Source organism: Oleiphilus sp. HI0043 (assembly GCF_001634935.1).
In genome coordinates, this window is the sequence record NZ_LWEY01000972.1 from 1 (window position 1) to 402 (window position 402).

The window sequence follows — 402 nt, forward strand, 5'->3', positions numbered from 1 at the left end:
ACATGATGGGTCTAACGGCTGAAATGTTAGCTAAAAGCACGGTATTTCACGTGAAATGCAAGATGAGTTTGGCGCGCGTTCACACCGTCTAGCTCACGAAGCTACATTGGAAGGTCGTTTTAAGAACGAAATCGTTCCAGTTGAAGGTCATGATGAGAACGGTTTTAAAGTTCTTATTGAGGACGATGAAACAATCCGTCCAGAAACGACTGCAGAGTCTCTAGGCAAGTTGAAGCCAGCTTTCAACCCTAAAGGCGGTACAGTAACTGCGGGTACGTCTTCACAGCTTACAGATGGCGCAGCAGCAATGTTGTTGATGTCAGCTGAGAAAGCAGAAGAGCTTGGCCTTAAGCCACGTGCTCGTATCGTTTCAATGGCTGTTGCAGGTTGTGATCCAGCTAT

General features: G+C 46.8%; 1 pseudogene. It reads left to right on the forward strand.

The features are described from left to right. Window positions 1–402 (forward strand): annotated as a pseudogene (fadA, locus tag A3729_RS10590) (acetyl-CoA C-acyltransferase); the annotation flags it as partial.